The organism is Streptomyces sp. NPDC005784, assembly GCF_042871525.1.
In the GTDB taxonomy this organism is placed as follows: domain Bacteria; phylum Actinomycetota; class Actinomycetes; order Streptomycetales; family Streptomycetaceae; genus Streptomyces.
This window is the reverse complement of the sequence record NZ_JBIAIQ010000006.1, coordinates 118,844-142,599: the sequence shown is the minus strand read 5'-3', so window position 1 is coordinate 142,599 and position 23,756 is coordinate 118,844. Positions and strand designations below refer to the sequence as shown.

The 23,756-nt window shown below is 73.2% G+C and carries 13 protein-coding genes and 1 pseudogene; 5 read left to right on the top strand and 9 right to left on the bottom strand.

Translation table 11 applies throughout. The features are described 5' to 3' along the window. Nucleotides 1-150: 150 nt before the first annotated feature. Together ACFYR3_RS13100 and ACFYR3_RS13095 are read left to right on the top strand one after the other, a co-directional pair. Nucleotides 151-354: a peptidoglycan-binding protein gene (locus ACFYR3_RS13100; RefSeq protein ID WP_389282830.1), complete on the top strand. Its 204-nt coding sequence runs from the start codon at nucleotides 151-153 to the stop codon at nucleotides 352-354. A 125-nt stretch (nucleotides 355-479) separates the two neighbouring features. Next, nucleotides 480-2,246, top strand: a complete 1,767-nt coding sequence (locus tag ACFYR3_RS13095; protein WP_389282828.1) for a peptidoglycan-binding protein — start codon at nucleotides 480-482, stop codon at nucleotides 2,244-2,246. 456 nt (nucleotides 2,247-2,702) lie between these two features. Here ACFYR3_RS13095 and ACFYR3_RS13090 read toward each other — a convergent pair whose 3' ends face one another. From ACFYR3_RS13090 to ACFYR3_RS13080, 3 genes are all read right to left on the bottom strand, one after another. Continuing rightward, nucleotides 2,703-3,452, bottom strand: coding sequence for an SDR family NAD(P)-dependent oxidoreductase (locus tag ACFYR3_RS13090; protein WP_389282826.1), 750 nt, complete (start codon nucleotides 3,450-3,452; stop codon nucleotides 2,703-2,705). A gap of 142 nt (nucleotides 3,453-3,594) precedes the next feature. Further along, complete coding sequence (locus tag ACFYR3_RS13085; protein WP_389282824.1) at nucleotides 3,595-5,265, bottom strand: GAF domain-containing protein; 1,671 nt, start codon at nucleotides 5,263-5,265, stop codon at nucleotides 3,595-3,597. A gap of 24 nt (nucleotides 5,266-5,289) precedes the next feature. Next, nucleotides 5,290-6,327, bottom strand: coding sequence for a rod shape-determining protein (locus ACFYR3_RS13080; RefSeq protein ID WP_355851225.1), 1,038 nt, complete (start codon nucleotides 6,325-6,327; stop codon nucleotides 5,290-5,292). Between the two features lie 312 nt (nucleotides 6,328-6,639). Here ACFYR3_RS13080 and ACFYR3_RS13075 point away from each other — a divergent pair, with 312 nt between their 5' ends. Continuing rightward, complete coding sequence (locus ACFYR3_RS13075) at nucleotides 6,640-7,785, top strand: serine hydrolase domain-containing protein (RefSeq protein WP_389282821.1); 1,146 nt, start codon at nucleotides 6,640-6,642, stop codon at nucleotides 7,783-7,785. 95 nt (nucleotides 7,786-7,880) lie between these two features. Here ACFYR3_RS13075 and ACFYR3_RS13070 read toward each other — a convergent pair whose 3' ends face one another. The 4 genes and pseudogenes from ACFYR3_RS13070 to ACFYR3_RS13055 all read right to left on the bottom strand — a co-directional run. Further along, nucleotides 7,881-12,041, bottom strand: coding sequence for an SAV_2336 N-terminal domain-related protein (locus ACFYR3_RS13070; protein ID WP_389282819.1), 4,161 nt, complete (start codon nucleotides 12,039-12,041; stop codon nucleotides 7,881-7,883). After that, entirely contained in the window at nucleotides 12,031-13,044 is a 1,014-nt protein-coding gene (locus ACFYR3_RS13065; RefSeq protein WP_356781223.1) for a MoxR family ATPase, read from the bottom strand. The genes ACFYR3_RS13070 and ACFYR3_RS13065 overlap by 11 nt, the downstream gene beginning before the upstream one ends. A 64-nt stretch (nucleotides 13,045-13,108) precedes the next feature. Next, nucleotides 13,109-14,869, bottom strand: coding sequence for a trypsin-like peptidase domain-containing protein (locus ACFYR3_RS13060; RefSeq protein WP_355851213.1), 1,761 nt, complete (start codon nucleotides 14,867-14,869; stop codon nucleotides 13,109-13,111). 230 nt (nucleotides 14,870-15,099) lie between these two features. Further along, nucleotides 15,100-15,441, bottom strand: a pseudogene (locus ACFYR3_RS13055) (CU044_2847 family protein); the annotation flags it as partial. A 229-nt stretch (nucleotides 15,442-15,670) separates the two neighbouring features. On the opposite strand from ACFYR3_RS13055, the gene ACFYR3_RS13050 reads away from it, so the two are divergent. Continuing rightward, nucleotides 15,671-19,312 (top strand): S8 family serine peptidase, encoded by a 3,642-nt coding sequence (locus ACFYR3_RS13050; RefSeq protein WP_389282817.1) that lies wholly within the window; start codon nucleotides 15,671-15,673, stop codon nucleotides 19,310-19,312. A gap of 137 nt (nucleotides 19,313-19,449) precedes the next feature. On the opposite strand, the gene ACFYR3_RS13045 is transcribed toward ACFYR3_RS13050, so the two are convergent. Both ACFYR3_RS13045 and ACFYR3_RS13040 read right to left on the bottom strand, forming a co-directional pair. Continuing rightward, nucleotides 19,450-21,111: a carboxyl transferase domain-containing protein gene (locus tag ACFYR3_RS13045; RefSeq protein WP_389282815.1), complete on the bottom strand. Its 1,662-nt coding sequence runs from the start codon at nucleotides 21,109-21,111 to the stop codon at nucleotides 19,450-19,452. Continuing rightward, nucleotides 21,104-22,681 (bottom strand): acyl-CoA synthetase, encoded by a 1,578-nt coding sequence (locus ACFYR3_RS13040; RefSeq protein ID WP_389282813.1) that lies wholly within the window; start codon nucleotides 22,679-22,681, stop codon nucleotides 21,104-21,106. Before ACFYR3_RS13040 ends, ACFYR3_RS13045 begins: the two co-directional genes overlap by 8 nt. Nucleotides 22,682-23,021: 340 nt before the next feature. Between ACFYR3_RS13040 and ACFYR3_RS13035 the strand changes: the two genes are divergently transcribed. Then, nucleotides 23,022-23,663 (top strand): toxin-antitoxin system, toxin component, encoded by a 642-nt coding sequence (locus ACFYR3_RS13035; protein WP_389282811.1) that lies wholly within the window; start codon nucleotides 23,022-23,024, stop codon nucleotides 23,661-23,663. Nucleotides 23,664-23,756 lie beyond the last annotated feature (93 nt).

Here is a 23,756-nt window from a genome sequence, read left to right as displayed (position 1 = left end):
GGGGCCCCCCCCGGGGGGGGGTCGGCCGCGCGGGGGGGGGGGGGGGGGGGGGGGGGGGGGGGGGGGGGGCCGCGCCCCCCCGGGGGGGGCCCCCCCGCGCCGATATCCGTCCAGGTCGCCGGCGCGTCCTGCGGGTACTACAGCGGAAGCGTGACCGTGGCGTACGGCAGCACCGGCGCGCCCGTCATGGAGGTCCAGTGCCTCCTCAAGCAGTGCGGCTACTACGCCGGCCCCGTCGACGGCTCCTTCGGGCCGGTCCTCACGACCGCGCTCAAGCGGTTTCAGGCCGACCGCGGGCTGAACCCCGACGGCATCGTCGGCCCGCTCACCTGGGCCGCTCTGCGCGATTGCTGATTCGGCGTGCTGTTCTCCGCCCTCGCGGGGAACAGCACGCTCCTGTTCCCGGAGCACGCGAGCACCCCGCGCACGGCGCCTTTCACCATGCTTCACCATGCTTCGCCAGGTATGAGGAGATCTTGATGACCGCTCGCAGAAAGGTCCGCAGCAGGCTCTGGTCGCCGCTCGTCGTGTTGGCGTTGGCCGGTACGGCGCTGACCGGGCTCACCGTCGACGCCCAGGCCGCACCGGCGCCGATCAACCTGAACTCGGCGTCCTGCCCCGCCGCCATCAGTCAGGGCGAGTCCGACGGCTGTGTCGCCGAGTTGCAGAGACTGCTCAACCTGTACGGACAGTCGATCACCGTCGACGGTGTCTTCGGCCCGGGAACGTACGCCGGGGTCCGGGTCTTCCAGTCCCAGTCCGGGATCGCCGTCGACGGCGTGGTCGGACCTGTCACCAAGAACGCGCTGTACAACGGCAGCGGCTCTGCCGGCGCCCCCGCCCGCGTCGATCTGGCGTCGGCACTGTGCCCGGTCGACGTCACCGTGGGCGAGAAGGACGGCTGTGTCACCGAGCTCCAGGACCTGCTGAACCAGCACGGGGCCACGCTCACGGTGGACGGCGACTTCGGCCAGGCGACCCTGTCGGCCGTCAAGACGTTCCAGTCGGGCGCGGGTCTGGCCGCGGACGGGATCGTCGGCCCCGACACCAAGACCGCGCTCTATCGCGGCGGCGTCAGCCAGGGGGCGTCTGGGGCCGACCTGCGCTCACCGTCCTGCCCCGCGCTCATGCGGCAGGGCGAGATCGACGGCTGTGTGATCACCCTGCAGAGCCTGCTGAACGCACACGGGCAAAGCCTCGCCGTCGACGGTGACTTCGGTGCGGCCACGCTGGAGGCCGTCACGTCCTTCCAGACGAGCGCGGGTCTGTCGGCGGACGGAACCGTCGGGCCCAGTACCAAGACCGCCCTGTACACCGGCGTCGGGGGGAGCGGTACCGCTGCGGCGCCGGCGCCGATCAACCTGACGTCCAGCCTCTGCCCGACGCACATCGTCCAAGGCGAGAAGGACGGCTGCGTCACCGAGCTGCAGAGTCTGCTCAATCACCGCGGTGCGCAACTGACCGTCGACGGTGACTTCGGTGCGGCCACGCTGGCGGCCGTCACGTCCTTCCAGGCGAACGCGGGTCTGTCGGCGGACGGGATCGTCGGCCCCGCCACCAAGACCGCGCTCTACGGCGGGACCGTCGTCACGGGCGGATGCGTGCTGATCGACGGCGAAACCGGTTGCGCCTCCGGCGACGCCATCGCTCCGCGCGTCGCGGAGTACGCGCACTGGCTCTTCGACTCCCCGGCCTCGGCGGCACAGACCGCCGACCGGGCAAAGGTCCTGGGCCCCTACGGTTTCGGGTCCCTTCACGACATTCCGTACTCCTGGGCCGGAGGGCACTCGGGGGCTCCCGGACCTTCCAAGGGAAGCTGCTGGGGCTACACCGGCGCCATCCAGCCCTGCCCGGCCGATGTCACCGTGGGTCTGGACTGCTCGGGCCTCGTGCGCTGGATGTACATGCTGGCCGCCGGCGTCGACCTCAGCAGCGGCGGCGACTCCAGCACCAACGGCGAGATCGTGAACAGCCACCTCCACGCCGTCTCCCGCAGCCAGCTGAGGCCCGGCGACCTGATCTTCTGGGGAAGCAGCCTCAGCGACACCCAGCACGTGGCGATCTACCTGGGCGATCAGAATGTCGTGTCGGCGGACAATCCCAGCGATCCGCTCCACCCGTACTCGCCCCCCAGGACCGGAACCGGGCCCGCCGTCATGGAAGCCTGGTTCACCGGCAGTCACGTCGAACCCCATCTGCTGAGCTGGCACAGCAGTACCCCGATCGGCTACTACCACGTCACCTGACGGACCGTCGGTGCGGTCGGCGGACCCCGTCAGGTCACCGATCGGCCGGCGGGTCGAGGTCGGCCTGCGGTGCTGTCGAGCGAGCACATCGGGGCCGGTGTCCTGCCCAGGGAGGAGGGCCCGCGTCGGAACATCCTGCTGGGAGGGTAGGAGGGGTGCCTCCGTGGGCACGATGCGTCTATGCGCGTCGACGAGGACGCTGGTCTCATCAGTCACGAGGAGGGGTCATGAACCGTCAGATCCGGATTCGCGTCAACCGTCGGCCCGCCGCTCCGCGCGAGATGCCGATCGACCGCAGGACGCCGTCGGGGCGTCTGCTGCCGTACTGACCCGCTCGTACTGACCCGCCCGTACTGACCCACTCGTACCGCGTCACTCCCGCGGGGCCCGGCCGTCGTCGCCGGGCCCCGCGTCGGCGGACCCGCGGGACCGACCTGGCCGCGTGGCCGTGCTGGGCTAACGCCCCAGTGCCGCACCGCCGTTGATGTGCAGGAGCTGGCCCGTCATGTACGCCGCCTCCGGTGACGCGACGTACCGGATGGCGGCCGCGATCTGTGCGGGGTGGCCGGGCTGCCCGGTGAGGGACTGGGCCACGCGGGTGGCGACGAACTCCGGTGTGGCGCGGTCCCCGAAGAACTCGGTGTCGCCGACGAAGCCGGGAGCGACCGCGTTCACGGTGATGCCCTCGGAGCCGAGGCGCTGGGCGAGATCGTAGGTGTAGGTGTTGATCCAGCCCTTGGAGCCGCCGTACGAGCCGGGGCCGCGCAGCGAGGCGATCGAGGAGAGCTGCACGATACGGCCGCCGGTGCGGCGCAGGTGGGGGAGCAGTGCCTCGGTGAGCAGGACGGCGGTCAGGACGTTGGCGTCGAAGTTGCGCCGGTAGCTGTCGGCGACGGAGGCCAGGCTGCCGTCGTGCAACACGGCGGCGTTTCCGCCCGCGTTGGCGACGAGGACGTCCACCGGGGTGTCGTCCGCGATGATGAACTCCCGTGCCGCGCCGACCTGTTCGGGGTCGGCCAGATCGGCCGCGTGCCAGGACGCGGTCTCCTGGCCGTATCGCTCGTTCAGCCCGTCAGCGGCCTTGCGCAGGACGTCCGCGCGGCGACCGAGGAGCACCACCCGGTCCCCGTCCGCGGCGAACGCCTCCGCCGTCGCCAGGCCGATCCCCGTACCGCCTCCGGACACCACCACACGCCGTCCGCCCATGTCCGTCCCACCCGTTCTCGGTATTCGTGGATATGAATCTCGGTCAGGTACAGATATAGATGGGGAGGCTACGGAGGGCTTGAGGCAGCGTCAAGAGCCGGTACCGTTCGCCTGGTTGACCGCCTGGTTGACCGCCTGGACGCTACAGCGGTGACTGCCAGGTGACGCTCGTACCGGCGTCGACCGAGTCGTCGTCGCCCTCACCGGTGCGGCGGGCGCCGGTGTCCCCGGAGGTACCGTTCGGGTCACCGTCGTCGTGGACGGTCAGCCGGACACCGGGGCGGCCGTCCGGCAGTGTCACCGTCACATCGACGGCGACCTCGATCCGCGACACCCCGGAGCGTCGTGAGGCGGCGGCCAACGCGCGCCGCAGGACGGCGAGCAGTTGACCGGCCACCGGATCCGTGAGCCTGTTCTCCACCGGACCCGTGAATCGGGTGGACGGCCGGATGCCGAGGACCGCCGCCGCACCTGCCGTCTCGCGCAGCACCTTGCCGCGGAACGTGGTGGGGGCGTCGGCGGGCGGCTGCTGCAGCGCGAAGATCGCGGTGCGCACCTCCTGGACCGTGGCCTCCAGTTCGTCGACCGCCAACGAGAGGGCCGCGGACACCTCTTCGGCCCCGCTGTCGCCGGCCCCACCGCCACCGCCACCGTCACCGGCGCCGCGCCCGGCGTTCCTGCGTTGTGTGGACTCCAGCATCATGCCGGTCGCGAACAGGCGCTGCACGACCAGATCGTGCAGGTCCCGGGCGATGCGGTCGCGGTCCTCGTACACCGCGAGGAGTTCACGGCCGTGCCGGGCATCGGCGAGGACCAGGGCGAGCGCGGCCTGCGAGGCGAACTGGGTGGCCAGCAGGCGTTCGACCTCCGTGTACGGGCGGTCGCCCCGCCCGCGCGGCAGGGCCAGCGTGCCGATGAGGCGGCCCTCGGTCTGCAGCGGCAGCATCATGCTCGGCCCGAACCGCGACCGTACAGGGGTCGTCATCCGCGGGTCGGTCGCCGAGTCGTCGATGAACACCGGCTCCCCGCCGAGGAGTTGTTCGAGGACGGGGCTGCCCGGCGCGATGGTGGTGCCCACGATGCCGGCGGGGTCCTCGTGGGTGGAGGCGACCACGATCTCCATGCCGCCCTCGTCCGTGGGCTTGAGGATGATGCCCGCCGAGGCGCCCGCGAGAATCCTGGCGCGTTCGGCGACCGTCAGCAGCGCGTCGGCGTCGGTCCCACCGCTGAGCAGGGCGGTGGTGACGGCGGCGGCTCCCTCGATCCAGCGCTCCCGCTGCCGGGCCGTCTCGTACAGCCGGGCGTTGGCGATCGCGATACCGGCCTGTGTGGCGAGCAGGCGCACCAGTTGTTCGTCCTCAAGGGTGACGGGCCCGGAGGACTTGTCCGCGAGGTAGAGGTTGCCGAACACCTCGTCGTCCACCCGGATGGGGACGTCCAGGCAGATGTCGGCCTCAGGGGGGTCGAGGGACCCAGAGGCCTCAGGCGGGCCGAGGGACTTGCGAGACTCGTGGGACTCGTGGGACTCGTGGGACTCGTGGGACTCGGGAGCGTCGGGGGAATCGGAGCGAGGGCCGGTCGTTTTCGCGTGCGGTTCCGTCGTGTGCCGCTCCGTCGTGTGCGGCTCCGCCGTGCGGATGTGTACCAGCCCGTCCCGTCCTGGGTCCCTCATCCCCAGTGCCGCGTACCGGGCCCCCGTCAGTTCGGCCGCGGCGTCCACGATCCGCTGGAGGGTGGCGCGCAGTTCGAGTTCGGTGCCGACGCTGAGGACCGCCTCGAGGAGGGGCGGGAGTCCGGGCACGGGATCGGTCATGCGAGGCCCTCGGGCGCCGGGGCGTCAGTTCGCCAGCGGGTCCAGGATCATCGGCTCGATCTTGCCCTCCAGCATGTAACCGAGGCCCTGTACGGCACAGACGTCGGGCCGCTCGGCGATGTGGACGGGCATGCCGGTCGCCTGCCGCAGCATCTGGTCGAGCCCGGGGAGCAGCGCGCTGCCGCCGACCATCATGATCCCGCGGTCGCCGAGGTCGGCCACCAGATCGGGCGGGCAGGACCGCAGCACCTTGCCGATGCCGTCCAGTACGGCGGTCAGCGGCGTCTCGATCGCCAGGCGTACGGCGGCGGTGTCGACCTGTACGGAACGGGCCAGGCCGGTCGCCACGTCCCGCCCGTGGATCTCGGTCAGGGCCGGGCCGTGCGGGGTGAGCCCGTTGCCGGAGAGGGCGAGCTGCAGGGGCCGTACGGCCTGACTCGGCAGCATCAGCTCGTGCTGGTGGCGCAGGTGCTGCACGATCGCGTGGTCGACGGCCTCGCCGCCGACCGGGATGCGCTCGGCGGTGACGATCGAGCCCAACGACAGCACGGCGAGCTGGGTCGCGGCCGCCCCGCAGACCATGACCATGGTGGCTTCGGGCCGCTCGACGGGCAGCCCGCAGCCGACCGCGGCCGCGATCAGTGTGTCGACGAGCTCGACCCGTCGCGCCCCCAGCCCGACCAGCGTCTCGATCGTGGCGCGCTGGGCAAGCGGGCCCGCGTCGTGCGGGGTGCAGGCCGCGGCCCGCAGCCGGGGCTTGCGGCGCAGGGTGCGCCGGACCTTGTCCCCCAGGAGCTGGCGCAGCATCCGCTGCGCCATGTCGATGTCGACCACGGTGCCGCCGGACACCGGGCGCACCACCCGGATGTAGTCGGGCGTACGGCCCGTCATCCGCTCCGCGAACTCCCCGACCGCGATCAGCGCGCCCGTCTTCGTGTTGATCGCGGCGACGCTCGGCTGGTCGACGACCAGGCCCGCACCCCGCACCCACACGCGGGTCCTCGCCGCGCCCAGGTCGACGGCGAAGTGGCAGCGGCGCAGCTGCTCCAGACTGGCGGTCATGGCAGGTCCTCCCGAGAGCGCAGACCGTGGGGCTCCGCCGGGCGGCGGTCCTCTCTCGCATCCTGCGCGCGCCGGGCGCCCGGCGCCCCTTTTGAAGGGCCGGGCGGGGTGCCGCCGGCCGGGTGGTCGGGTGCCCCGCCCGTGGACGCCACCGGTCACCCCGCCGGGGGCGCGGTTCCTTTCCCGGGATGCCGCGGGCCGCGGACGCCCGCTCGGCGACTCGATCGGATTCGGCGGCGGAGTCGGTGGGTGGGAATGCGGGAGGCGGAGCGCATGGTTGTGCGATCCATCCAACCCCCTTACGGAGGATTCATGACCACCGCACACGGCACCGTTGTCGAGGGATTCGAGTCCGTACGGGCGGAGTTCGCGTCGTTCGTGGCAGCCGAGGCGCATGATCCGGGCGCCCAGTTCGTGGTGTACGCGGACGGGAAACGGGTCGTCGACCTCGTCTCGTCGCCGGACATAGCGGCGGATTCCCTGCTCGGCGTGTTCTCGTCCACGAAGGGCGCGGCGCACCTGGTCGTCGCCCTGCTAGTCCAGGACGGCATCCTCGATCTGGACCGTGAAGTGGCGTATTACTGGCCGGAGTTCGCCGCCGAGGGCAAGGGCGCGATCACGCTGCGGGAGCTGCTGGCGCACCAGGCCGGTGTGGTCGGCGTGGACGGCGGGTTCAGCCCGGCCGAGATCGCCGACGACCGGGCGCTCGCCGCCCGCCTGGCCGGGCAGCGGCCGTACTGGCGGCCGGGTGCCGGCTTCGGCTATCACGCGTTCGTGATCGGGGCGCTGACCGGGGAGGTGGTGTTCCGCGCCACCGGCCGCACCCTCCACGAGTGGTACGAGGAGCGGATCCGTGCCCCGTACGGTCTCGACTTCTTCCTGGGGCTCCCCGAGAGCGAGGAGCCCCGCTTCCTGACCACCCTTCCGATGCTCCCGACCCCGTCCCAGCAGGCCGAGATCGACGCCGCGCCCTGGGCGAACCCGAACAGCATCGGCGGTATCTCCTTCAACGCGCCCCGCGGCCTCGACCTCGCCGAATTCCCCAACGACCGGGCCGTCCGGGCCGCCGGTCAGTCCTCGGCCGGCGGGATCGCCTCCGCCCGCGGCCTGGCGGGCCTGTACCAGGCCGCCGTGTTCGGGCTGGCCGACCGGCCGCCGCTCCTCAAGCCCGACGTCCTGGCCGAGTTCGCCCGCCCCCACTCCATCGGTACCGACCTGTCCTCCGGCCAGCCCCAGTACTTCGCCCTCGGCTTCCACGCCATGTCCCTCAAGTTCCCCTCCCTCGCCGCAGGCGCCTTCGGCCACTCCGGCGCAGCCGGTTCCCAGGCTCTCGCCGACCCCGTCACCGGCTTCGCCTACGGCTATGCCCGCCGCCGCTACGCCTACCCGGGCGGCTCCGCCCCGGAGAACACCCGCTTCCTCGCCGCCACGGCCCGCGCGATCACCGCACGCCGCTGACGGGGGAAGGAGGGGTGGGGCCATGGAGAGGGTCCCGCCCCCGGTCGGCACCCCCGGCCGGTCCCCGTGCCTTCAAGCAGGACGGGGCGCCCGGTTCATGGGCCACCCTGCTCCACGGAATCCCCGTCTGCGTCTGTGGAATCCCCCTCTGTGGAATCCCTGTCCACGGAATGCCGTTCCGCGGACTCTCGCTGTACGGAGGTGTTCACCGAGGTCGGCGGTCGCGTCCCGGCAGGGGGTGCGCCCTCGCGGAGCCGTACCGAGCAGGCCACCGACAGCCCCGGCACCGGCCAGCGGCGCAGCCCCTCGTGCACGGCGCGCTGGGCGGCGCCCGCGCGGCGCAGCGGGTGACGGCGGGTGATGCGCCCCGCCTCTTTGAGGAGGTGGTCGAGGAGCAGCCGCGACACGTCGTGGGTCTCGCCGCGTACGAAGGCCACCGGGTCGTCCACGTGCCAGGACAGTTCCACCGAGGCGGCGAACGAACTGCCCCCGGAGCTCGGCAGGTGCAGTTCGTGCGCGGCGCCGTGGGTGGTGAGGTCGACCTCGTAGTACGTGATGAGGGAGCGCGGCGGGCGCTTGCCCCGCGGCCGGTCGAGGTCGAGCAGGGTCAGCGAGGTGTCGGGGTCCGTGTGCACCACGGCGGTGCGGCCCTGCTCCGCGCCCCGGAGCCGGGTGAGGTCGCGGGTGGTGAACGGGCCCCGGACCAGGTCGCGTCGGACCGGTTCGAGTTCCGGGATGCGCTCGGGGAGGTCCAGGGTGCAGTACCAGGCGACGGCCGGGCCGTCCGCGGCCGGCTGCCCGTGCAGCGGGCGGAAGCGGTCGGGCGCCGACATGGTGCCGCGGCTGCTCATCAGCTCCTCGTGCAGTACGGGGGAGAGCACGACCATGATGTCCGCCTCGGGACGGTCCAGGTCGGGGCGGACATCGGGCGGCACGGTCGGGCTGCCCGCGCGGGCGAACAGCGCGGTGTGCCAGAACGTCACCCGGAGCTTCGGGGGCTCATCCAACTCCATTAGAGCGCCCGGCAGTTCACGCAGTACGGCGTTCAGCGCCGTCAGTACGGAGGTCGTGGGCTCGGTGATCACGACATAGCCGTTGTCGCGGCCGAGGAGTTCGTACTCGTTCGGCGCCATGTCGCTCAGGGAGAGCAGCCAGGCCAGCGTCCGGCCGAGCACGCTGTGGGTGTGCGGATCCTCGACGGAGTCCGCGGTGTACTCGACGGCGATGACGGGGCTGCCGTGTTCCGGCGTGGACCGCAGCTCGCGGTACAGCCCCAGCAGGGTGGGGTTCGGCTCGCCGGGTGAACGGAGGTCCTCGTACGCCCGATACGACTCGATCGCCTCGTCGATCCGGCCCTGGCCCTTGAGCGCGAGGATGTGCAGCCGCCGGAAGTCCTCGCGCTGGGGGTGGGACCGCAGGAGTTCGCCGAGGTCGGTCGCCGCGCGCCTGAAGTCGCCCATCTCCAGGTCGATTTCGGCGCGGGTGGCGCAGAGCGTGAGGCGCAGGGCGCGGAGCCGGCCGCGGGCCGCCTCGGCGGCGGGGCCGGGGACGCCGTCGACCGGGTCGCCGGCCCACAGGTCGAGAGCCTGCCGGACGCACGCGCCGGCCGCCTGCGGGGCGCCCGCGTCCCGGTGGGTCTTCGAGCGGGCGACGAGAGCCTCGCACAGGGCGAGGTCGACGCAGTCGGGGTCGGCGTACAGCGCGTAGCCGTCCGCGGTGGTCGCCAGGACGCCGGGCCCGAGGGCCTCGCGAACGGCCGCGGCATGCGTGGCCAGCAGGCGCGCCGCTCGCTGCGGGGGCCGCCCGTCCCACAGCCCCTGGGCCAGGTCGGAGTGCGTCACCGGCCGGCCGCGGCGCAGGAGCAGCATGCACAGCAGGGCCTGCTGCCGGGGCGAGAGGGTGCGGACGGTGCGGTCGCCCCGGGTGATCCGTACCGGTCCAAGGACCCGGTACCGGTGGCGTGCGGCCTTGGCGGCTTCCAGCGCCTGGGCGAAGGACGGCGTGAAGAGGAGATCCATGCCGCGCTGCTGGGCCTGCGGGTCCGAGGAGGTCAGCGGATTGAGGACGTCGGACACAAGGGTCCTGAACTCGCCCGGTACCGCGTTGAGTTCAGCGCCCCCGGTGCCGTTGGTCAGTTCCCGCAGCAGATGGCCGAAGCGGTGCAGATCCCTCGACGGGTCGCGGTCCCGGCCGGTCCCCAGAACGAAGTTGGTGATCTTCAAGTTGCCGTCGGGCCGGACGATCAGGCCGTTCGGTGTGAGCCGGCCGTGTGCGACCCCCCGCTCGTGCGCGGCCCTGAGGCCGCGTGCGAGCTGTTGGGCCAGGGGGGCGAGCAGGGAGAAGGGCAGGGCGAAGCCGCCCTCCGCGGTGAGTTCCGCCACCGTGAGTCCCTCGGTGAACTCCGTGACGAGGTAAGGGACGTTCCCTTCGATGCCGAAGTCGTGCACCGCGAGAACGTTGGGATGCTCGACACCGGCGAGGGCGCCGGCGTCCTCCAGGAACTGCTCGTGCCCGGTCGGCGCGTAGGCGTGCACCACCACCGTCCGGCCGTTCCGCGTGTCCTCGGCCCGCATCGACTGCCCGCTCCGGCCCAGCCGTCGCACCAGCCGGTATCTGCCGAGCACCAGCCCCCCGGTCCGGGGCGGAGTCCCGCCTCCCAGCCGGCGGACACTCTCCTCGCGCACCGAGGCGAACGCCTCGCCGTCGGCCGTCGCGTCTCCGGGTCCGGGGGCGACCACGGGGAACTCCCCGGCCGCCACCCCTGCCCGTGCGTCGATCAACGCGCCGACCCGGCCCAGTAGTTCACTGGTGCGGCGGTGCGCGGTGCGCGGCAGCGTGTACAGCAGGAGTTCGCGCACGCCGGGCCGGAAGGTGTATGAGCCGGGCGGCCCCGACGGGCCGGCGCTGAGCAGACCGCTGAGGATCACCTCGGCGAGGTGCTGCGGCCGAGGACTCTGCTCGATCGCGGCGTGCACCAGCCGCATCACGGGCAACTCCGGCCTTCCCACGGCGAGATGACCGGCGAGCCGGAACGCCTCGGGGGAGGCGATGGAGCGGAACCGCAGGACGAGCTCCTCCGCGGAGAGCTGCTCGACGTCGCCGCGGCCGTGCTCGTCGAGCGGGACGGGCGCCGGGGCCGTGTCCAGCATCGCCACCGAGCCCGGGAGCCGGCCGCCGCCGGCCACCAGCGACGACCAGTTCGCCAGCCAGCGGGCGGACGGCTCCAGCACGGGCAGCGCCAGCACGGGCCCGGGGCCCGGCAGATCGTCCGAGGCGTAGGAGTCCACGGTGTAGGCGGAGTTGGGGGCGGCGGGCCACGGAGCGGTGAGGCGCGCGGTCGTCGCGGGCAGGGCCGTGGTGCGCCACAGCCGCTCGGGCAGCGGCTGGAGCACGGCGACGGGCATCCGGGCCGCCCAGCGGCGCAGCGTGCGGTACCAGCGGGCGCCCGCCGGGCCGCCCCGCCACTGCGCGCCCATGCAGTCGCTGACCAGCAGGGTGACCGTACGACCGTCCGCGTACGACTCCTGCGAGCCGGGCCGTCGGACGGTTCCCCCGGCGGTCAGCTGGTGCAGCTCCACCGTGCGGAAGACGCCCGACTGGGCGAGCGCGGTGTGCAGTTCGCGGACGAGCGGGCGCCAGACGGGCATGGTGGGCCCGGTGTCGTGCACGAGGTGCAGGGTCAGCCAGCGCTCGGTGGCCGGGCGCAGCACCGGCAGCCACCACTGGGGTGCTGCGTCGAGCCGCGCGATCCGGTGGGCGGTCGCCTCCTCGTCCAGGGTGTGGCCGACGGGCGCGGGCACCCGGCGCTTGAGCGGACGCAGGGTCCGCTGGAGCGCGAGCGGGTGGGGCAGCATCGGGGGAGCGGGGGCGAGGAGCGTGGTGTGCGGGGTGTTCGCCCGGCCGTCGTCCGCCGGGTCCTGGCCGGCGCCGCCCGCGTCCCGGTCGGGGGAGTCCGCGTCGGAGCCGGGCAGGCGCAGCGGGACGCGGCCGTCGCCCGGACGGTCCGGACCGGCGGGCGGGTCCCCGAGAGGCGGGTCCGGCGCCGCGTCCGTCCGCGCGGGTGCTGCCGGGGGCGTACGCGGGGAGGTGGGACCCGCGCCGGACCGGGGCGGGTCCGGCGACACGACGGCCGGCCCCTCGATGTGCCCCGCGAGCCACAGCAGCTCGGCCAGCTCCACGGAGGTCGGCGGCTCCCCGCCGACGACCCGCCCCAACAACTCGGCGAGCAGGGCGGGTCCCGGGTCCTCAGAACTCATCGTCGTCCCGGGTGCTGCTGAGGTAGGGCATCAGCTGCTCGGCGAGATCGTCGCGCGATGCCGCGTCGATCCCCGCCGTGCCGGTCAGGTAGATCGCGTTCAGGAGCTGGTCCGTGGCGAGCTCGCCCCCGGTGCCGCGGGAGAGGAAGCGGGAGATCAGCTCGCGGGCGTAGGCGTCGGGCTCGCCGAGATGGGCGCGGACGATGCTTTCGAGGTGGGCGTCGCGCGGCTGGTGGAGTTCGAGCCGGACGCACCGGCGCAGGAAGGCGGGCGGGAACTCGCGCTCGCCGTTGCTGGTCAGGACGACGAAGGGGAAGGCGCGGCAGCGTACCCGGCCCCCGGAGACGGTGATCCGCTCGCCCGTGCCGGCCACCATCACCTCGGCGGCCGGGGTGTGGCGGGCCGCCCGGACCAGCTCCGGGATCTCGTACTCGCCCTCCTCCAGGATGTTCAGCAGGTCGTTCGGCAGGTCGAGGTCGCTCTTGTCGATCTCGTCGATGAGCAGGGCGCGAGGACGCCGGTAGGGGAGCAGAGAGGTGCCGAGCGGGCCGAGCCGCAGATGGTCCTGGAGCTCGCCGCCCGCGGGGATCTCGTGCGCGGCGGCGCGGCCCGCGGCGTAGAGCCGGGAGAGCGGGTCGTACTGGTAGAGGCCGTCGTGCAGCGTGGTGCGGCTGGTGATGTTCCAGCGCAGCACCGGCCCGAGCCGCAACTCCCTTGCCACCGCGTACGCGAGGGAGGACTTGCCGCTTCCGGGCGGGCCGGTCACCAGCAGCGGGCGGCGCAGGTACAGCGCCGCGTTCACGAGCTGGACGGCCCGGTCGGTCGCCCGGTAGGTGCGGGCGCGGTGCCTGCGGTCCGGGGAGGCGGTCGAGCTGTCGCCGTCCTCGGCGGGAGTGTCCAGCTCGGGACCGCCGTCGAAGTCGCGCCACGGCGGCGGCGCGGGCAGCTTCGCGATGCCGTCGTGGGGCTCGCTCCCACCCGTGTACACGGGCCACAGGGACATGCGCTCTCCTACTCGTTGCTTGCTTTCTTGCCCGCTTGCCTGTCTCTGTGCGAGCCCCGGGCGCTCAGCCGACCGGGGAGTGCAGATAGCCGACCGGGTCGGGCAGACATCTGGGGTCCTCCCAGAGCAACGCCAGATCGTTCGCCCAGTGCGGTTCAAGGCCGTCGTCCGCGTACGCCGTCTCACGCAACTCATGTATGTGCGAGGGGAGTTCCGAGGGCGGAAGATCCGCGAGATGCGCGGCGAGACGGTCCAGGAACGCCGCCCCCGTGCAGTCCTCGTGCGCCCCGCCCCGGTGTTCGCCGCGGCAGCCGCTGCGCGGCCAGAGCATCACCGGGACCGCCGCGTTCAGGCTCGCCCGGAACAGCCGGCGGGCGCCCTCGGCGCGCGGCGGAGAGGCGAAGCCCACCATGTCGGCGCCGCGCCGCAGCCCGATGGTCAGCCGTACCGGATCCTGCCCGAGCGCCCCGCAGTCGATGCGGTGCAGCCGGGCCGCCGACTGTCCGTCGAGCCGCTGCCACTTCTGCAGCAGCTTGTGCTGGAGGCCGCCGCTGCGCCGCCGCTCCAGGTCCATCACCACGAGCGGTGCGAAGGAGCCGAGCGGGCTGTCGTCGTCGGCGCTGCGCTGCCAGTGCGCCACATCGGTGTTGAGCCAGCGGCGCGGCAGCACGAAGGCGATCAACTCACGGGCCCCCGGCTCCAGTTCGTGGTACGCCTCGTCGATGCGCTCCAGCGCGTAGCCGCGCACCCGGTCGGCGGGCAGGGCGCGCGAGCCGACGACGCGACGGTGCCGGCCGTTGTACGCGCAGACCTCGACGAGGAACTGGTGGTCGCCCGCGCCGCTGGGCGCGATCTCCACGAGGATCGGCGACCAGGGCTGCGTCCCGGCGGCGGGCCGGCCCCGGGGATTCAGGTGTGGTCGGGGGTGCCGGTCGTACGCCCGCGAGGGCCAGGCCCGCAGCGCGCCCCGCGTCGGTGCGTCCTCGGTGAAGTCGGCGAGGCGCGCGGCGAACCGGGCGACGGCGCCGGTGTCGGGCACCTCGGAGAGCAGATACCAGGCCGCGTCCCACAGCGACCGGAACCGCCGGCCGGGCAGCGGCGGTCCGAACGGGCCCACGGCATCGCCGTACAGCCGCTCCGGGCTGCACTCGGGCCGCCCGTCGAACTCCGGACCCCGCGCCAGCACCAGCTCCCGCAGCCGCTCCTTCTCCACCCGCCCGTACTCCGGTGTGGGTATCAGCTCGCCGAGCCGCGGCCAGTAGCGGGCCATGACGTGCGCGGGCAGCATCCGTCCGTTGCGGATCCCCGCGTCCCGTGCGGCGGAGGACACCATGCCCACCACCCGTCCGGTGTCCGCCAGGGTCACCGCGGCGCCGCTGAAACCGGGCGCGAGCGGTTGTCCGTGCGCCGCCCAGGCCTCCAGCTGGACCCACTCGTCCGCGATCAACTGGTCGGCGGTGGCCCGGTATTCGGCGAGGGTCCCCTCCTCGTAGCGCTTGGGGAAGCCGTACGCCACCAGTCTGCGCGGCGGATCGCCGTAGGCGTCCGACGGTGCCGCGAACTCCGCGGGCTCCTGCGGTACGGCACGGTCGAGTTCGAGGACGGCGACATCACCGGGGTCGGTGTCGTGCCCGTCCCAGCCGCCGTGCGCCACCACCTTCGCGGGCAGCGGTTCCTCCTCCCGGGCGAAGGAGACGCTCACCTGCGCGGTGCCGCTGCGCGCCACCACGTGCGCGCAGGTCAGCACGTGTCGCTCGGTGACGAGGAAGCCCGCGCCGGTCTCTCGTCCACAGGTGATCCTGGCCTGCCAGGAGGCACTGTTCATGACCGCACGACGGTCCCCGGCACACCGGCCTCCGACCCGGAGGCATGGGGCATGGGGGGTATTCCGGGCCCGTTCCCGGGCGTGGGCCCGTTCCCGGACGTGCCGCCGGTCCCGGACGTGGCCCCACTCCCGGACGTGGCCCCGGTTCCGGCTGCCGGCCCGATCCCGGGCGTGCCCCCCGGTCCGGGCGTGCCCCCCGGTCCGGGTAGGGCGCCGGAGGCCGCCTCAGGCGCGGCCCGGGAGCTGTCCTGCGCGGACTCTCCCGGTGACCACGAAAGCTTGACCACCAGATGGCCCTCGACCGCGCTCTTCGCGATCAATGCGCCTGCCTCCGCGGTGAGTTTGACGCCGAACTCGATCTCGACGGAGTCGGGCCGCAGGCTCCCGTCGCGGAACACCCGCAGTGCCGACTGGGCGGCGGCCCGCACGCCCTCCAGCGCGCCCTCGAAGGTGCGCGTGGCCTGCACCGTGCCGTCGTCGCGGGCCACGAGCCGGGAACCGGACCCGTCGTCCACGGCCTCCACGACGACCAGCGCCCCTTCATCGGTCTTGAACTCCACCAAACCGTCCATGGCGCACCCCCGTTGTCCGCGACGTCCGAGCACCGACATTGTCCAGGACGGCAGTTGGGACTGTCCCGGTTTCTGCGGCTCGTACCCGCATGTCCTGGCGGGAAGCCGCCAGGGCGCCTTCCCGCCAGGTTCCGTCAACGCCCCCGCAACACAAGCCCCCCGACACTCTTCGCAGGCACCGGGCGCCACCCCTGCCCGGCGCGGGTCGGCCGATGAAGAGAGGGCACGAATGACCAGAGGACCACTGAGACGTCCGGCGGCGCTGCTGTCGGCCGGGCTCGTGCTCGCCCTGCTGCCCATGGGGCGGGCGGGCGCGCTCGCCACAGCAGGCACCGCGGACACCGGAAACACCGGCACCCCGGCGTCGACGCGAGCCGCCCTTGCCGCCCACACCGTCACCCTCGTGACCGGCGACAAGGTGACCGTCACCGACGTCGGCGGCGGAAAGAAGACCGTCTCCGTCGTGCGCCCCCGCGGGGCGACCGGAGCCGTGCGCACCCAGGTCGCCGACGGCGCCGTCACCGTCGTACCGGATGAGGCACTGCCGTATCTGCGGGCCGGCACCCTCGACCGGCGGTTGTTCGACGTCAGCGAGCTGATACGGCAGGGGCTCACCGACCAGAAGACGGGCGAGCTGCCGCTCATCGTGACGTACGACCCGAAGGCGCGCGCGACGACCCCGGGCGGGGCCGAACGGACGCGCTCGCTGCCGAGCATCCGCGGCGCGGCCGTCGACGCGGACAAGGGCCGGACCTTCTGGAAGGCGATGACCCGTCAGGCGGGGATCGGCAAGGTCTGGCTCGACGGGCGCGTCAAGGCCGACCTGGCCCAGAGCAACGCGCAGATCGGCACCCCGAAGGCCTGGGAGGCCGGGCTCACCGGCAAGGGCGTGACCGTCGCCGTCCTCGACACCGGCGTCGACACGAGTCACCCGGACCTGGCCGGCCGGGTGACACAGACCAAGAGCTTCATCGACGGGCAGGAGGTCGCCGACCGCAACGGGCACGGCACGCACGTCACCTCCACCGTGGGAGGCAGCGGCGCCGCCTCCGACGGCAAGGAGAAGGGCGTCGCGCCCGAGGCCACGCTCGCCGTCGGCAAGGTGCTCAGCGACCAGGGTTCGGGCAGCGAGTCGCAGATCATCGCCGGCATGGAGTGGGCCGCGCGCGACGTGCACGCCAAGGTGATCTCGATGAGCCTCGGCTCGTCCGAGCCCAGCGACGGCACCGACCCCATGGCCGCGGCCGTCGACACCCTCTCCAAGGAGACCGGTGCCCTCTTCGTCATCGCCGCGGGCAACACCGGCGCCCCCTCCTCCATCGGCTCGCCCGGCGCCGCCGACTCCGCCCTGACCGTCGGCGCGGTGGACTCCGCCGACGAGGCCGCGTACTTCACCAGCGCCGGACCGCGCTTCGGCGACAACGCGCTCAAGCCCGACCTCTCCGCGCCCGGCGTCGGCATCCTCGCCGCCCGCTCCCAGCTCGTGAGCGGCAGCGGCTACTACACCTCCATGAGCGGTACCTCGATGGCGACACCGCACGTCGCGGGCGTGGCCGCGCTGCTCGCCCAGGAGCACCCCGACTGGACCGGCGCCCAGCTCAAGGACGCGCTGATGTCGACCTCGAAGCAACTCGACGCCTCCGTCTACGAGTTGGGTGCGGGCCGGGTGAGTGTCCCGGACGCGGTCGACGCGAAGATCACCGCCACGGGCAGCGCCGACCTCGGCTTCCACAGCTGGCCCTACGAGGACGACAAGCCCGTCACCCGAACGCTCACCTACACCAACTCCTCCGACGCGGCGGCGGAGTTGACGCTCGCCGCGGAGGGGGCCGACGAGGGTGTCGCCACCCTCGCCGACACCACCCTCACGGTGCCCGCGCACGGCACCGCGTCCACCACGGTCACCGGTGACGGCTCGAAGGCACCGGTGGGCGACACCTCGGGCCGGATCGTGGCGTCGGTGGCCGGCACGCCCGTCGCGCACACCGCGTTCGGCTTGGTCAAGGAGGAGGAGCGGTACACGCTCACGGTCCATGTGAAGGACCGGGACGGCGCCCCGACCGCGGCCTATCTCGCGGTGCAGCAGTTGGCGCAGGACGTCGACGCGTACTCCGCCTCCGTCGGCGACTCCGGCACCCTCGAGCTGCGGCTGAAGCCCGGCACGTACAGCCTCACGTCGTTCCTCGACGTGCGCGGCAGCCACGGCGCCGACTCGCTCGGCATCGGCTTCCTCGCCGCACCCCGGATCGCCCTCGACCGGGACCGCGAAGTCACCCTGGACGGGCGGACGTTGCGGGAGATCGGTGCGAAGGTCGACCGGCGCACCGAGACTCGGCAACTCCTCATGGAGTACGACCGCAACGGCGGCGGCTCCGACCTGTTCGGCGCGGTCCAGGTGCCGGTCAAGTACGACAGCATCTTCGCCACGCCGACCCCGAAGGTCACCGAGGGCACCTTCGACTACCGGACTGTTTGGCGGCTCGGGAAGCCGCTCCTCGAGGTCGCGGGCGTCAGGGCGGCGCTCGCCCAGCCGGGCGGCACCCTGATCGAGGGCCGCAGCAGGCTTCCGCTGGTCGACGTCGGGGACGGGCCGTTCACCGGAGTGAGCGGCAAGGCCGTCCTCGCCCGGCTCGCCGACGGCGTCGACCCGGCCGCGCTCGCCCAGGCGGCCCAGGACGCGGGCGCCAAGGCCCTGTTCGTCACCGACGACACCCCAGGGCGCCTCAACGCCTGGTTCGGCACGGACGACAACGAGAACCGGCCGCTGCAGATCGCCACCGTCGACACGGCGGACGCGGCCCGGCTGCGCGCGACCCGGACCGTCGACATGACCGGCACACGCAACACGCCCTACATGTACGACCTTTCGCACGGCTACAAGAACGGCATCCCGGACCGGAACCTCACCTACGAGCCCGACCGAGGTGAACTGGCCGTGCTGGACGCCAGATTCCACGCCGTGAAGCCCGTCTCGGGCAGCGAGTTCCGCTACTCGATCGCCGACCCCTTCCCCATCGGCCTCGGCTTCCAGGAACGGATCGACTACCCGGCCGAGCGGACCGACTACGTCTCCACCGGCCCCGGGCAGACCTGGACGGAGTCCACGTACGTCGGGGACGGCGCGCTGGAGGAGCGCAGCGGCCTGGTCCCCTACCGGGGCGGCACCCACGAGACCCTGAACTGGTTCAAGCCCGTCTGGCACCCCTGGCTCGGCACCGGACTGGGCTGGGGCCAGCAGCGCGCGGGCAACGACATCCAGTTCAACACGCCCGGCTGGGGCGACTCCGGGCCCGACCACACCGGCTTCGGCGACGTGTGGAGCGACGACACCGGGATGACGCAGTTCACGGAGGTCTACCAGGACGGTGTCCTTCTCGCCCGGCGGAAGAGTTCCGCCGGATACGTCTGGGACGCGCCCGCCGACGAGCACACCTACAAGGTCGCCACGGACACCACCCTCGACCCGGAGCGCTGGAAGCTCTCCACGAAGGGCCACGCCGAGTGGACCGTCCGGTCGGCGGCCACCCCCGAGGACCACTACACCTTCCTCCCGCTCATCAACCTCGGCTACGACGTCGACACCGACCTCGCGGGGGATGTGCGCGGCGGCCGGGTCCCGGTCAGCATCTACGCCGAGTACGTGAAGGGCGCGCCGGACACCGGCACCATCGGCGGCGGAAAGCTGGAGGTGTCCTACGACGACGGGACGACCTGGAAGGCCGTCCCGCTCACCGGCGGCGGCAAGGCCCGCTGGCAGGGCACGCTGAACGTGCCGCGCGACGCCGGGTTCGTGTCGCTGCGGGCCTTCGCCCGGGACGATCAGGGCGGCACGGTCAGCCAGGAGATCATCCGGGCGGTGGGCGTCCGGTAGCAGCCGCCGGGCGGCGGGTTCCCCGGGGGGAGAGCCCGCCGCCCGGCACGTCACCGGGCGGCAACCGTAGTGGCGCCCGTGGAGCAGGCGGCCGTCGGTATCTCTTGGGAGGGAGGAACCGACGGCCGCCGTCCGTGTCATCCTCCGGGGCGGCGCCGCGTGATGCCCCGGATCACTCCCAGGTCCAGCAGGTCCTGCGGCCGGAGCCGGAGCTGCGCGGCGGTCGCCCGGATCTCGTCGGCGGGCCGCTTGAGGATCGCGGCCGCCGCCTCCGGCGCGATGACGGAGAAGTAACTGTCCGGCGTGGCCCAGGTGTTGCCGGGAGCGGCCAGTGCCAGCGCGCCGCCCGAGCCGCCCTCGCCGATCACCAGCGTGGTGAGGGGCGTACGGGCGGTGGCGACCGCCGAGAACAGGTCCGCGATCGCCGCACCGGCCCCCTGCCTCTCGGCCTCCGCGTCGTTCGCGGCGCCCGGGGTGTCCACCAGCGTCAGGACCGGGATGCCGAGCCGGCCCGCCAGCCGTACCAGCCGGGCGGCGGTGCGGTATCCGGCCGGACGGGTCGGGGTCCCGCGCTGGGCGGCGTACGCGATGGTCCGCCCGTCCCGCGCGCGGCCGAAGCCGCACACCATGCCGTCGTCGGTGCCGCCGCAGCGGTCGCCGCCGATCGACACCCGGCGGCTGAAGTACGCGTCCAAGTAGGCGTCCGCGCGCGGCCGTTCGGGCGAACGGGCGCGCTGCACCGCGTCCCAGCCGGTCGCGGGCAGGTCGGTCGCGCCACCCGGTGCGGGTGGGGCGGACGTGCCACCCAGTGAGGGTGGGTCGGTCGCGCCACCCAGCGCGGGCAGATCGCTCGCGCCGCCGCGTGCGACCGGGACGGTCGTGCCGCCCAGCGCGGGCAGGTCGGTCGTGCCGCCCAGCGCGGCCGGGACGGTCGTGCCGCCCAGCGCGGGTGGGACGGACGTGCCGCCCAGCGCGGGTGGGACGGGCGGCGGGCTCAGCGCGGGCGGGACGGACGCGGGGCTCAGCGCGGACGGGACGGATGCGGGGCTCGGTGCGGGCGGGACGGACGTGGCCCCGGCGCCCGGCCGGGTGAGCAGGTCCAGCCACAGGGCCAGCGTCTCCCGCAGCCCGTCCTGCGGGACGAGCGCGTCGACCGAGCCCGCCACCACCTGCGCCTCGGCCGTGTACGCCGCCGGGTCCGCGTCGGGCGGGCGGACCCGGGAGCCCGCGAAGGCTACCTGGGCGCCCGGCAGCGCCAGGGTCACATCGGCGCCCGCGCCGAGCGTGGCCCAGCCGCCGCCCGTAGTCGGATCCCGCAGGACGGCGATCTGGGCGAGCCCCGCCTTCCGGGTGAGCGCCGACTGGCGTGCCACCCGCTGGAGTTGGGTCAGCGCGAGCATGCCCTCCTGCATCCGGCTGCCGCCCGTGGCGACGAGCGAGACGACGGGCAGCCGGTGCGTGCGGGCGTAGTCGTAGGCCGCCTCCAGTCGGTCACCGGTGCGTTCGCCGAGGGAACCGCCGAGGAAGCCGAACTCGAAGGCGACGAGGACGGCGGTGGCCGGACCGAGCGGAGCCCTGCCGTCGATCGTCGTGCCGAAGCTCGCCGTCCCGAAGGTCGCGGTGCCGCAGACGACGGACTCCTCCTCGCCGGTGCGGGCCGCGGCGCGCGCCCGCGCGTCGTCGTACCCCGTCCAGGAGAGCGGGCCATCGGACCGGAACTCACCGCCGGGGGACGGGAGTTCGGCGAAGCTGTCGGTGACGAGGGAGATGGCCTCGCGGGCCGAGATCCGTTCAGTCACGAGGCAGCGCCCGCTTCAGGATCTTGCCCATGTCGTTGCGGGGCAGCTCGTCCAGGAGGCGCACCCTGCGGGGCCGCTTGTGCGGGGCGAGACGGCGGGCCACATGGTCGGCCAACTCGTCGGCGGACGGCGGCGCCTGAGGATCGATAGGGACGATCCAGGCCACCACCCGCTCACCGAGGTCGGCATCGGGCTCCCCGGCCACGGCGGCCTCGCGCACCCCGGGATGTTCGAGGAGCGCGTTCTCGATCTCGCCCGCACCGATCTTGTAACCGCCGCTCTTGATCAGGTCGGTGGCCTTGCGGCCGACGATCCGGACCGAGCCGTCGGGGTCGAGGACCGCCATGTCGCCCGTGCGGAACCAGCCGTCCGCGGTGTACGCGGCGGCGGTGGCGTCGGGCCGGTTCAGGTACTCGGTGAAGAGGTTCGGACCGCGCACCTGGATCTCGCCGACGCTCTCGCCGTCGTGCGCGCCGGTCGGGGTGCCGTCGGCCTCGTACCCGGCGATCGTCGTCCCGTCCTCCTCGACGAGCCGCAGGCCGACGCCCGGCAGCGGCACGCCGACCGTGCCCGGCCGGACCTCCCCGTCCGCCCGCACGCTCGTGTTCATCAGGGTCTCCGTCATGCCGTACCGCTCCACGACCCCGCGTCCGGTCGCGGCCGTGATCCGCTCGTGGTCGTGCAGGGGCAGCGCGGCGGACCCCGACACGAGCAGCCGCGCCCGGCCCAGCGCCTTGGCGAGCCCGGGGTCGTCGGCGAGCGCCTCGGCGAGCCGGTGGTACATCGTCGGCACCCCGAACAGCATCGTCGCCCCGGCGTTCAGCTCCCGCGCCACGCCCTCCGCGCTGAACCGCCCCAGATGCCGTACGGACCCGCCGCGGCGCAGCGGGCCCAGGATGCCGATGATCAGCCCGTGCACATGGAACAGGGGCAGGCCGTGCACCAGCACGTCGTCGCCGGTCCACTGCCAGGCGTCGGCCAGCGCGTCCAGGGTCGCGGCGACGGCCCGGCGCGGGATGACCGCGCCCTTGGGCGGACCGGTGGTGCCGGAGGTGTAGACGACCAGGGCGGGGGCGCCGGGGTCGGTGACCGCGCCGCCCGTTTCCGTGCCGGAGACCTCGACATCGACCTGGACCTCGGACTCGACCCGGACCCGGACCTGGACCTCGGACTCGACACCGAGCTTGACCTTGGGCTCAACGTCGGCCTCGACCCCGACCTCGACATCGATACGCTCCAGCGCCTGGAGCGGAGCGGGAAGCCGGTCCCCCCTGGCCGCGAGGACCAGGGACGGCGCGCTGTCGCCCAGGATATGGCCGAGTTCCGCCTCTCCGGACTTCGGGTTCAGCGGCACGGCCGGCACCCCGGCCAGCAGCGCGGCGACGACACCGACGGCCGTCTCGAGGGTCGGCGTCGCCCAGACCGCGACCCTCCCGGCACCGTCGAGCCGTGCGGCCAACGCTCCCGCCGAGGCGGCCAGTTCCGCGTACGTCAGGGACCGATCGCCGAAGCGGAGCGCGGACCGGTCCGCGACCGAACCGCCCACCAGGGCCGGGAAGAGGGAGAACACGGGGACTCCTTGCCGAGAGGACTTCACCGGGAGGGACAGGCTCTTCCTACACGATGAGACTCCTGAACCGGGTGGCAGGCCGCCGGTCCGCGCCGAGCACGTGGAGGGGGAGCGCAGGCGTCGTAAGGATCGTTCCGAAACCGGGAACGATCGTTCGGGAACCGTGGCGTGGACGGACCCGGACACGTAGTGTCGGCCTCGCGTCACAACTTGATGAGTCAACTGCCGGGAGACCTTTGGTGAGTGAGTCCCCGCCGCTCCTTCCCGAGACACTCGAATGCCTCGGCGCGCGGATCGTCGAGTTTGGGCCCGTCCCGCTGGTCGCCGAGGGAGCGGAGCGATGACGGCGAAGCACGCCGGTGCCGTCGGAGGCATTCTGACGGCGCTGCGTCCGCGCGGCGCGCGCTCCGAGATGCGGGCGCTGGCGGTGGAGCTCGGCCGGGTGCTCCGGAGAAGGATCGATACGCCCGTCGGCATGCGGGAGTTGGCGCACGCCCTCTGCGAGGAGATGAGCCGACGGCGGGGCGGCCGTCCCGTCCAGCTCCGTTTCGAGCGCTTCCCCGACGAGATCGAAGTCACCGGCCTGTGGATGGAGTTCAACGACTTCGACCTCGTCATCGTCGAGGAGCGCGCCGAGACGGTGCAGCAACTCGTCATTCTCGGACACGAGTTGTGGCACATGAAGGAAGGACACCGCGACCACCACGTGGACGGCGCGCCGGCCGTCGCGCGGGCGGCCCTCTCGGACCGTTCGGCCTTGCGTGATCCCGGAGCGCGCATGCCGTTCCGGCGGGAGGTCGCCCTCACCGTCGCCGCCCGCAACGGATCACGCCAGGCGGACGAGGCACAGGCCGAGGCCTTCGGCCTGCACCTGGCGAGCGTCTTCCGCTCCTGGGTGACCGGCCCCGGCGGCAACGCCCCCGCCGACCCGGTCGGCCGCGCCATCGAGACCTCCCTCGGCTACCGCAGACCTCAGGACTGACCCGCGCCCCAGGAGCAACCGCGGCCCCTCGGAAGCGACCTGCGGAACCAGGACCGACCTGCGGAACCAGGACCGACGTGCGGAACCAGGGGC